Source organism: Amycolatopsis echigonensis, assembly GCF_014174495.1.
Classification (GTDB): domain Bacteria; phylum Actinomycetota; class Actinomycetes; order Mycobacteriales; family Pseudonocardiaceae; genus Amycolatopsis; species Amycolatopsis echigonensis.
The window spans coordinates 35,708-45,964 of record NZ_JACJHR010000074.1 but is presented as its reverse complement, the minus strand read 5'-3'; the positions used below and the strand labels follow the sequence as shown (position 1 = coordinate 45,964).

Sequence of the window (10,257 nt, the reverse complement as noted above, 5' to 3'; positions counted from 1 at the left end):
TCAGGGCCAGCCGTACCCGGCTTCCGCACCGGGGCAGCAGAATCAGCCCGCGCCGCCGTCCCAGGGGCAGCCGTACCCGCCGCAGTCGCGCACCGGACAGCGGCCGGTCCCGCCGAACCGTCCGCAGCAGGCACCGCAAGGACAGGGCAACCGGCCGTCCCGCCCGCCGGAGAACCGCGCCACTGGCCCGAACTCCGGCCCGATCCCGATGGGCACCGCGGCTCAGGCCAAGCGTCCGGCTGACGGAGGGGAAGCCCCCACACGTCCGCCGGGCGACCTCGCGCCGGTGATCCTGCCGCAGTCGAACCAGCCGGTCGCTCCGGTCGACCCGGCCGCGCCGATGCCCACCAGCGTGCTGGCCAGCCCGACGCCGCACACCCAGAGCATCATGCCGCCGACCCCGCGGGTGGCCCCGGCCGACGGCGGCCCGCTGCCCGATCACGGCACGGACAGCGTTCTGCCGTCCGGCGGCAGCGAGGGGCACGGCACCGGCTCGCAGGGCTCCCAGGGTTCGCAAGGCACTGGCACGGGCACCGGAACCGGTTCGTTCCCCGGCACCTCCCGGCGCACCGGCTCGCGCGGCACCCGCCGCTCCCGGCGCGGACGGCTCGGCGCGGGTCTCATCGACGTCCCGCCGGTTCCGTACCGCGATCCGTCGACCGCCGTGCTGGCGAACCCGGTCGTGGCCGAGGACAAGCGGTTCTGCGGCAACTGCAGCGCGAAGGTCGGCCGCGGCAAGGACGGGCAGCCGGGCGAGCCCGAGGGCACCTGCGAGAAGTGCGGCACGCCGTTCTCGTTCGTCGCGAAGCTGAAGCCGCACGAGCTCGTCGGCGGCCAGTACGAGGTGCTCGGCGCGCTCGCCTACGGCGGTCTCGGCTGGATTTACCTGGCCAAGGACCACAACGTGTCCGACCGCTGGGTCGTGCTGAAGGGCCTGATCGACACCGGCGACTCCACCGCGATGGCCGCCGCGGCGAACGAGCAGCGGTTCCTCGCCGAGGTCGAGCACCCGAACATCGTCAAGATCCACAACTTCGTGCAGCATCCGGACGCGCAGACCGGCAACACCGTCGGCTACATCGTGATGGAGTACGTCGGCGGCCAGTCGCTGCGCCAGCTCGCGCTGCAGCACCACCGGGAAAGCAACCGGCCGGAGCCGCTGCCGATCGGCCAGGTCATCGCGTACGGCCTGGAGATCCTGCCCGCGCTCGGCTATCTGCACAGCCAGGGCCTGCTGTACTGCGACCTCAAGCCGGACAACGTCATCCAGACCCGCGAGCAGCTCAAGCTGATCGACCTCGGCGCGGTGCGGCGGATCGACGACTACGAGAGCCCGCTGTTCTTCACCACCGGCTACAGCGCGCCCGAGCTGGCGACGCAGGGCGCCTCGGTGTCCTCGGACCTGTACACGGTCGGCCGGACGCTGGCGGTGCTGAGCTTCGAGTTCGCCGGCTACACCCGCGAGTACAAGAACACGCTGCCCGGCCCGGACAAGGTGCCGCTGTTCGCGCTGTTCGGGTCGTACTACCGGTTCCTCAAGCGCGCCACGCACGCCGATCCGGACCGCCGCTTCATCGCCGCGGACGACATGGCCGACCAGCTGACCGGCGTGTTGCGCGAGATCATGGCGCTCGGCACTGGCCAGCCGCGTCCGGCCGCGTCGACCGTGTTCGGGCCGGAGAGCCGGACGTTCGGGGTCCACCTCGTGGTGCCGGAGCAGGGCGAGCGCGTGCCGCTGCCGGACGCCGCCGAGGTCGTCGCCGGCCTGCCGATTCCGCAGGTCGACACGGATGACCCGGCCGCCGGTGTGCTCGCTACGACGACCGCGCTGGACCCGCACGAGGCGATCGAGGCCCTGGCTACGGCGCCGCGCGAGTCGATCGAGGTTCGGCTGCGGATTGTCCGCGCCCGGATCGAGCTGGGCGAGTTCGTGGAGGCGCAGCGGCAGTTGCAGGCCGCGCAGTACCTGGCGATCCGGCACGGGTTCCCGCACGACTGGCGGATCGACTGGTACCGCGGGCTGATCGAGCTGGCGGGCGGTCGGCCCCGGGTGGCGCACGTGGCGTTCGACGCGGTGTACGACGACCTGCCGGGGGAGATCGCGCCGAAGCTGGCGTTGGGCGTGAGTGCCGAGGGCGTCGGGGACTACTTCGGTGCGGCGCGGTTCTACGAGCTGGTTTGGCGGACGGACCGGACCTACGTGAGTGCTGCGTTCGGGCTGGCTCGCGTGTACCTGGCGCAGGGGGCGCGGGAGAGCGCGGTCGAGGTGCTGGAAGGGGTTCCGGCGACTTCGACGCATTACGTGGACGCGCAGGTCGCGGCGATCAAGATCAAGACGCGGGCGCAGGGTGCGGGCAATGGCGAGCACCAGGCGGTTACTGAGCGCGATCTGGTCGATGCGTCGGGTCGGTTGCAGCGGCTCAATTTGGACGCGGAGCGGCATACGCGGCTCAGCGCGGAGGTGCTGGAGGCGGCTTACGACTGGTTGAAGGTGCCTGGCCAGGCGAAGCCGGTTACCACCGCGAAGGTGCTCGGGTGCGAGCTGGAGGAGCGGGACGTCCGGTTTGGGCTGGAGCGGTGTTATCGGTCTTTGGCTCGGCTTACCGACAGTTCTAGTGATCGGATCGCGTTGGTGGATCGGGCGAATGCGATTCGGCCTCGGACGCTTACCTGAGTGTGGGTGTGGGTCTCGGCTCGTCGCCTGGCGGCGACATTGCAGGCGGGTGTGTGCGTGGGGCACCCCGAAGCCTAAGTGTGCTGACGGTTCGGGGGTGCTTGTCAAGGCGGGAAAGATGCCTTGACAAGCACCCCCGAACCGCAGGGAGGCTTCGTATCGGGGTGCGGGGGAGGGTGTGGGTGCCTCGATCGCGGGTGCGCCGGTGCCGGTTGGGGGTCGTGAAGGGCTCCTTGAGGGAATTTAATTCCGTGGAGGAGTCCCTCACGGACGGTCCTCGGGGGGCGAGCGGGCTGGGGGGGTTAGGGGTTGATGTCCCAGTCGCGTTTGTTGCGGCGGTGTTGTTCGGCGAGTTTCTCCAGCGCTTGCGGGTCGCCGTGGGTGCTGAAGTGTTCGAAGCCGACTGCGATGAATACTGCTCGGGCGTTCACTGCTACTGGGCCGTCTGTGGCGTCTAGGTGTCCGTCTGCGCTTACGTAGATCTTGCGGCCGGCGACTCCGTCCAGCCTGGCCTCGATGTACAGCGTGGACCCGACCGGTACTGGGCGGCGGAAGTCGGTCTCGAGCTTGCCGGTTACCGCGGGGCGGTGCAGCAGGTTGCCTACCGTCGAGCCGAGTGCTTCGTCGAAGGCGCAGGCCAGCAGGCCGCCGTGGGCTAGGCCGGGGGCGCCTTGGTGTGCGGCGGTCACGGTGAACTTCGAGTGCACCGTGTAGCCGTCGCCGATGGCTGAGCGCAGGTGCAGGCCGTCGTCTACCTCGTCGCCGCAGCCGAAGCACTCGGCGAAGTGTGCGCCGAGTTCGGTGCCGGGCGCGGGGGCTTTCGGGTGGATCTCCGGCGGCTCCACCGGCACGGGCGGCCACGGACCGGAAACAGGACTCATGGGACGACGTTAACCCGGCGGAAGGACCCGCGGGCACCCGCCCTGACCGGCGCGGCCGCGTTTCCTCAGCGCAGGGTAGTCGGAAAATTCCGCACGGTAGAAATTTCGCGACTCATCCTGCCAGCACGTGTCATCCGGTCAAGACTGGGGAAATGTGCTCCAACGGATGGGCCGGGACGTGTGCAGGAGGAGGTCGCCGCCGGGATGAGTGAGCCAAAGACGGGGAAACCCGAGGTCGATCAGAGAACAGTCAAGCGCGCGGTGATCGCGTCCGCGATGGGTAATGCGACCGAGTGGTACGACTACGGCGTTTTCACCTCAGGTGCGATCGCGACAAGTATCGGAACACTGTTCTTCCCCGGCGAGGGCAACGCGGTGCTGAAATCGCTCGCCCTGCTGGCAGTCGGCTTCATCGTTCGTCCGTTCGGCGGAGCGTTCTTCGGTCCGCTGGGCGACAAGCTGGGCAGGCAGAAGGTGCTCGCCCTGACCATTCTGCTGATGTCCGGCTGCACCTTCCTGGTCGGCGTGCTGCCGACGTACTCGGGTGCCTACAGCATGGGCATCGCGGCTCCGATCGCGATCTTGCTGCTGCGCCTCGTCCAGGGCTTCTCGACCGGCGGCGAGTACGGCGGCGCGGCGACGTTCATCGCCGAATACGCGCCCACCAAACGGCGTGGTTTCTTCGGTTCGTTCCTGGAGATGGGCACGCTGGCCGGCTACGTGCTCGGCAACGCGGTCGTGCTGATCACCTACCTGTCGCTGTCGACCGCACAGTTCGACTCGTGGGGCTGGCGGATCCCGTTCTTCATCGCGCTTCCGATCGGTGCGATCGGGCTCTACCTGCGGTCGAAGCTCGAGGACACGCCGGAGTTCCGCAGGCTCGAGGCGGCGGGCGAGAAGTCGGAGAAGGCTCCGCTGAAGGAGACCATCCAGCACAACTGGCGGATGATCCTGAACCTGATCGGGATCGTGCTGCTCCTGAACATCGCCGACTACATGCTGCTCACGACGATGCCGACGTATTTCACGGACACTCTGCACATCGGCGACACCGAGTCCAGCCTGATCATCATCGGGGTGGAGATCGTGCAGTTCGCGCTGTTGATCCCGCTGGGCGCGCTGTCCGACCGGATCGGCCGGAAACCCTTGCTGCTCACCGCGGCCATCGGGTTCATCGTGCTGAGCTGGCCGAGCATCAAGCTGATGCAGAGCGGCAGCCTGCTGTGGCTGATCGTCGGTTTCCTGGTCGTGGCGATCCTGCTGGCGCTGATGCTGGCGGTCATCGGCTCGACGTTCCCGGCGATGTTCCCGACGCGCGTGCGGTACGGCTCGTTCGCCATCGGTTACAACATCTCGACGTCGCTGTTCGGCGGCACCTGCGGCGTGATCGTCACGGCGTTGATCGGCGGCACCGGCAACGCGGACTGGCCGGCGTACTACTTGATGATCGCGGCGCTCATCGCGCTGATCCCGATCATCAAGATCCCGGAAACGGCACGGGTGCCGATCGAACAGATCGACACCACGGACACCGGCGGCAAACTCGCCGGAGCCAGCAAGTGACTATCTGAGCCGACGCGAAAACCGCCCTCCGTCCACTAAGGACAGAGGGCGGTTTTTCGTATGAAGTCAGCTGTTCTGCGTCGCCTCGACCTGCGGAGCGAAGCGCTTGCGTGCCCACGCTGCCAGGCCACCGGCGACCACGACGGCGACTACGGTTTCGATCATCAGTGCGACGAGCACCATGGTGCTTCCTCCTCGGGTTCTCGGGCCGGCCAATGGTGTGCCGGCTGAGCGACGGGTTCGACGGCCGCTCCGGCCGCCACTGAGAACATCGCCCCGAAAGCCCGGGATATTTCGTCGAAAACCCACTTGATCCGGTGACCTCCGCCACTCTTGCCGCGAATGCGTTTCAGCGGGAGGTCGTGCTGGGTAACGCCGTGCTTCCCGCAGGTGAGCCCGGAGACACGGGGGCCTGTTCGTTCGTGGTCGGATACGCCCGCGGCGGCATCCCCGGACGGGAGGTGCCCGGGCGCGGAACGGTCTGCCGCTCCGACGGGGGCACCTTGTCCGGCGAGCCAGGGCTCACCTCCGGGCCTGGCGTAGGGGCCAGTACCGGACCCGACGGGACCTGCACCGGTCCTGGCGGGCTGGACGGGGCGGGCGAGACGGTGGCGAGTCCCGGACCCGCGGGCATGACCGGCGGCTGCTCGGTCCCACGGCTGCCTACCGCGAGACCGACTGCCACGAGCACCGCGACCGTCGCGGCGGAGCTGCCCGCGACCGCCCAGCGTTTGCGCTTGCGGCGGACGGCGGCACCGCGCACGATCACGTCCGCGGCGTCGACCCGCATGGGCGGGCCGTCCGGCGTCCGCGCGAAGAAGGCGCGCACGGCCTCGGTGTCTTCGGCGTCATCAGGGACCATCTCGTTCACCTCCCTCCCGGAACGGGCAGTGCTTCGAAATGCGGACCCAGCCGGGCCCGCAGGGTGGCCAGACCGCGCGCGGCCTGGCTTTTCACCGTGCCGGTCCGGCAGCCGAGCGCCGCGGCGGTCTCCTCGACGGACAGGTCCTCGAAGTACCGCAGCACCAGCACCGCGCGCTGGCGCGGGGCCAACGCGGCGAGTGCCTGCTGGATCAGCTGGTCGTGCTCAGTCTCGGCGGCAGGAGCCGGGACGTCGGGCGGCGCGTCGGTGAGCCGCTCCCGTTTCCAGCGGCTGCGGCGGTTCTCCGCGAGGAAAGTGCGCAGCACGATTTTGCGCGCGTAGGCGTCGAGCGCGTCGTGCCGGGCCAGCCGCGGCCAGGCGAGGTACAGCTTGAGCAGCGCCGCCTGGGCGAGATCTTCGGCCCGGTGCCAGTCCCCGCAAAGCAGGTAGGCGGTGGACCGCAGGCTGTGCGCGCGCTCGCCGAAGTACCGGGCGAACTCGCCGTCCCACGGCGAGCTCGGCCCGGACGCCGGACTGGAGCGGGAGGGCACCGGGTGATCAGCCCCAGACCGAGGGCAGGTTCAGGTCGCCGGTCGGGCCCGCGGGCACCGCGGTCGGGACGCGCTTGCCCGCCTTCGCCGGCTGGCCCGGAGCGACCACCTTCGGCGCGCCCGGGGCGGCCGTCTGCCGCTCCGCGGGCGCGGGGGCGGCGGTCGGGGCACCGGGGCTGACGGCCGGAGCGGCGGTCGTCTGCGGAGCCGGCTGCGAGACCGACGGCGGGGCGTCCGCGGCGAAAGCGACCGCGCCGCCGGTCACCGCTCCTCCGGCGAGCAGCAGGGAGCCGATGGCGAGAGCGAAGCGAACACGCACGAGTTTCCTCCTGGTTCCACGAGCGCCGGATGGCGCTTCTCTGCTCTAGTCATGCGGTCGGGCCTCACCGGGGTTGCATCGGATTTTTTGGCCCTGGACAGGCGAACGGCCGGGAGCCTTGGAGGTCTCCCGGCCGTTCGGCGGTGCACGGTTTTCAGGCGGCGAGCGCCGACAGCTTGGTCCACGACGCCCAGTCGTAGGTCCAGTCGCTGTAGTCGCCGTCCTTCGCGCTCAGCTGCTGGGTGCTGCCGGAGATCTCCACCGGGTCTCCGGGAAGGACGCTGTCGTAGTAGGTCTTCGCGTTCTTCGGGGACAGGTTGAGACAGCCGTGCGAGATGTTCTTCTTGCCCTGCGCCCAGATCGACGCCGCGAGACCGTGGATGAACTCGCCGTTGTTGGAGATCCGGACCGCCCACGGCACGTTGACGTCGGTGTAGCCGTAGCGCGGGTTGCTCATCGAGTAGGTCTCGTGCTTCGACATCACCACGTGCGTGCCGCTGTGCGTGACGCGGCCCGGGTCGGAGTCGAGGCCGTAGCTCACCGGGAAGTCCATGACCTGCTGGCCGTCGCGGATGACCTGCATGGTGTGGTCCTGGGTGTTGCCCTTGACGATCTGCGAGCGGCCGATGGTGAAGCTCGCGGAGACGTCCTGCTTGCCGTAGACGCCGTCGCCCATCGAAACGCCGTAGATGTTGGCCGAGACGACGACCTTCGTGTTCGGCTTGAAGTACTCCTTCGGCCGCCAGTGCACCGAGGTGTCGCCGTCGAGCCACGCCCACGCGCCCTCGGTCTTCGGCGTGGTCTCCACCGACAGCGCGCGCTCGACGGAAGCCTTGTCCTTGACCGCGCTCGGGAACGTGAGTGCGATCGGTATCGCGATGCCGTAGGTCTGCCCGTCGCCGACGTTCAGGCTGCCCTGCATCTGCCGGCGCGGTTTGACCGTCGTGAACGAGCCGTTGATCGGGACCTGCTTGCCGTCCTCGCCGACGGCCTGTCCAGACCAGGTGTAGGTCTTGCCGTAGCCGAGGTCTTCGGTGCTGCTCCAGCTCTTCTTGTCCGGGGACTGCTGCCCCTGCACCTGCTTGCCTTCGGCGTTGGTGAGCGTGACGGCCCCGATGGTGCCGTTGGCGACGGTCACCTTCGCCGGTTCGCCGGGCGACACGTCGCCCGCCCCGGAAGCCGGCGTGTACGCCACGGCCGCCGGTTTCGCAGGCGTGGACGGCGCCTCAGTAGGCCCACCGCCCGCGGTCCCGCCCGCGTTGACGCTCGACCCGCCGCTGCTGCACGCCCCGAGCGTGAGCGCGGCGATCAAGCCCAGCACCGCGACGCCGGCTCGGCGGCGTGCGAAGTGTCGGATTGTCACACCGATCCCCAATCTCCCCTTGGTACCCCGAACACCCAGACGTCCCGAGCACCCTTCACGTTCACCGAATACGGGGTGACCAGCATCACACTGCACCGAGTGACCATTACGGAAGCGGCTCGATCGACCGCGCACTGTGCATCATCGAAGTGCGCTGGGTGTACTGGATCAGCCTAGCTTCGGGGTCCGACCGCGCTGCGTAGGCGGCGATACGACGTTCCGGTGATGCGCGCACGATGGAACCGATCCTTGCGATCAACGGGGTTCAGATTTGGTGAGATCCCGGTAGGCTGCTGACCAGGCCGTCGTTTTGCGTGTTCGTGGCTTCACACTCGCGGAACTTCTGACGCGAGCCGTGGGGCCCGAAAGCTCTTCGCTCGTCTCGTTGGAACCGCCCGGGACGGCCTGGGTGCCGCTTCGGTGGCATTCGAAGCGGATCTGTTACGAGGAGTACAGCGGTGGCGCAAGGCACTGTGAAGTGGTTCAACGCGGAGAAGGGCTTCGGCTTCATCGCGCAGGACGGCGGCGAAGGCGACGTTTTCGTGCACTACTCGGAGATCGAGGGACGCGGCTTCCGCACCCTCGAGGAGAACCAGCGAGTGGAGTTCGAGGTCGGCCAGGGCCAGAAGGGTCCGCAGGCCCAGAAGGTCCGCGCGATCTGAGTCAGGCCCGCGCGTTTTCTCAGGCCTGAATGAAGGGCCCCGACGGGATTTCCCGTCGGGGCCTTTTTTCATTGCGGGTTCCGTCGTGGGGAATGTTTGGAGCGACGGTTACCGCGGTGGGTCCCCCGTGGTGGGTCGGCTGTCGCGGGTGCTTGCGGCCGTGGAGTCGGGCTGGCGGGTTTGCCACAGCTTGGGCGGGCCGGGCGGGTGGCTGGGGTTGCCGGGTTCGGGGCTGTCGCTGGGGCCTGGGTCCGGGGCGTGACGCGGGGGGTCGGGCACGTACGGGCGACGCCGGATCGGTTGGTTGCCCGACTGTGAGTGGGTGCGGGTCATCCGACCCGATCGGGTGGTGCTGGCGGGGTCGTGTCCTGCTGCGACCTGGCGTGCGACTGCTTCGGCGTACCGGCGCGAGGCGCGTTGCACTGTGCCATCGCACCGCCGCGCACTGCACGCTGCGACCTAGTCGCCACCGCGTGACAGCTGCCTGGCTCGTCGCGTCTCAGCTGGTGTCCGGCGTGCGGCGCTCTCGCCGCACTCTGCCCGCGTGCGCCTCCGGCGAACTGTCGGGCGGATCCCGGAGCGTCCCGCTCGCCGGGACCTCGATCGCGACCCCCCCGGAAAAGGGAAAACCCCCGGCCGTCGGGGGAAGCCGGGGGTTTTCGTTCAGGGGGCGGGGATCAGCGTCCGACGAGGGGCTGCTGGTCGAACGTTCCCGCCGGGATGTGGAACTCGTCGGTCATCGCGTCGGAGTGGCGGCGCTCCTGGGCGGAGGCGGCCTGGCCCTCCCACGAGAGGCGCTCCAGGATCCATTCCTGCGCCAGGGCCTGCGGGGTCAGGTTCCGGGCGACCGCGATCTCCTTGAGCTGCTGGCTGGCGATGAGGTTCATGCGCAGCTGGTAGACCTGCGCGTCGCCGAAGCGGCTGCCGGTTCCGGTGCTCTCCGGGTCGGAGTCCGGGGCGAGCGCGGCGAGGTAGCTGGTGAGCTCCTTGTCCTCGACGACTTCGTCGCCGGCGGCCTTGGCGGCATTGCGATGCCGCCCGCTCGAGACGGCTTTGAGATTCGTGCGGCTGCTGAGGCGGCCGAGGGAGGGAAGAGGCACGCGCACACGATAACGGTTGGGTCTCGGCAAAGAAACCACTGTGAGCCACGACACACGCATTTCGGTACTCGGCGAGCCTAATTCGATCACCTGTTCAGAGCAGCCGGCAAACGCATTTCGCGACTGTCTGTTGATCGGCGGTACGGAGAGTAGATCCGCAGGTCAGCGCCGTGGTCAGGAATGGAGAGACCCCCGCGCCAGGGGGAGGAACGCGGGGGTCGGAGGGGATCTCCACAGGCGCTGACCGGGGGTGTGTCAGCAACACCGATTGTTGCACGAGTT

The 10,257-nt window shown here is 68.9% G+C and carries 9 protein-coding genes; 3 read left to right on the top strand and 6 right to left on the bottom strand.

All coding sequences use genetic code 11. The features are described from left to right. Window positions 1–208: 208 nt before the first annotated feature. Complete coding sequence (locus tag H5411_RS35970; RefSeq protein WP_101436243.1) at window positions 209–2,674, top strand: tetratricopeptide repeat protein; 2,466 nt, start codon at window positions 209–211, stop codon at window positions 2,672–2,674. 302 nt (window positions 2,675–2,976) lie between these two features. Here H5411_RS35970 and H5411_RS35965 read toward each other — a convergent pair whose 3' ends face one another. Then, window positions 2,977–3,555, bottom strand: a complete 579-nt coding sequence (locus tag H5411_RS35965; RefSeq protein ID WP_167441922.1) for a PaaI family thioesterase — start codon at window positions 3,553–3,555, stop codon at window positions 2,977–2,979. Between the two features lie 204 nt (window positions 3,556–3,759). On the opposite strand from H5411_RS35965, the gene H5411_RS35960 reads away from it, so the two are divergent. After that, window positions 3,760–5,118, top strand: a complete 1,359-nt coding sequence (locus H5411_RS35960) for an MFS transporter (protein ID WP_183126396.1) — start codon at window positions 3,760–3,762, stop codon at window positions 5,116–5,118. A 349-nt stretch (window positions 5,119–5,467) separates the two neighbouring features. On the opposite strand, the gene H5411_RS35955 is transcribed toward H5411_RS35960, so the two are convergent. The 4 genes from H5411_RS35955 to H5411_RS35940 form a co-directional block, all read right to left on the bottom strand. Continuing rightward, window positions 5,468–5,980: a hypothetical protein gene (locus H5411_RS35955; RefSeq protein WP_183126395.1), complete on the bottom strand. Its 513-nt coding sequence runs from the start codon at window positions 5,978–5,980 to the stop codon at window positions 5,468–5,470. A 5-nt stretch (window positions 5,981–5,985) separates the two neighbouring features. Next, entirely contained in the window at window positions 5,986–6,531 is a 546-nt protein-coding gene (locus H5411_RS35950; RefSeq protein WP_101436241.1) for a SigE family RNA polymerase sigma factor, read from the bottom strand. 7 nt (window positions 6,532–6,538) lie between these two features. Next, on the bottom strand, window positions 6,539–6,850 hold the full coding sequence (locus H5411_RS35945; RefSeq protein WP_183126394.1) for a hypothetical protein: 312 nt from the start codon (window positions 6,848–6,850) through the stop codon (window positions 6,539–6,541). A 154-nt stretch (window positions 6,851–7,004) separates the two neighbouring features. Further along, complete coding sequence (locus tag H5411_RS35940; RefSeq protein WP_183126393.1) at window positions 7,005–8,213, bottom strand: L,D-transpeptidase; 1,209 nt, start codon at window positions 8,211–8,213, stop codon at window positions 7,005–7,007. Between the two features lie 458 nt (window positions 8,214–8,671). On the opposite strand from H5411_RS35940, the gene H5411_RS35935 reads away from it, so the two are divergent. Then, window positions 8,672–8,875, top strand: a complete 204-nt coding sequence (locus H5411_RS35935; RefSeq protein WP_003097368.1) for a cold-shock protein — start codon at window positions 8,672–8,674, stop codon at window positions 8,873–8,875. Window positions 8,876–9,552: 677 nt separating this feature from the next. Here H5411_RS35935 and H5411_RS35930 read toward each other — a convergent pair. After that, window positions 9,553–9,975: a hypothetical protein gene (locus tag H5411_RS35930; protein ID WP_101440860.1), complete on the bottom strand. Its 423-nt coding sequence runs from the start codon at window positions 9,973–9,975 to the stop codon at window positions 9,553–9,555. Window positions 9,976–10,257 lie beyond the last annotated feature (282 nt).

What these genes read in the sequence shown, in the direction of transcription:
- H5411_RS35970 (WP_101436243.1), top strand. Translation starts at nt 209, where the DNA reads ATGGGCACCGCGGCTCAGGCCAAGCGTCCGGCTGACGGAGGGGAAGCC.
- H5411_RS35965 (WP_167441922.1), bottom strand. Translation starts at nt 3,555, where the DNA reads ATGAGTCCTGTTTCCGGTCCGTGGCCGCCCGTGCCGGTGGAGCCGCCG.
- H5411_RS35960 (WP_183126396.1), top strand. Translation starts at nt 3,760, where the DNA reads ATGAGTGAGCCAAAGACGGGGAAACCCGAGGTCGATCAGAGAACAGTC.
- H5411_RS35955 (WP_183126395.1), bottom strand. Translation starts at nt 5,980, where the DNA reads ATGGTCCCTGATGACGCCGAAGACACCGAGGCCGTGCGCGCCTTCTTC.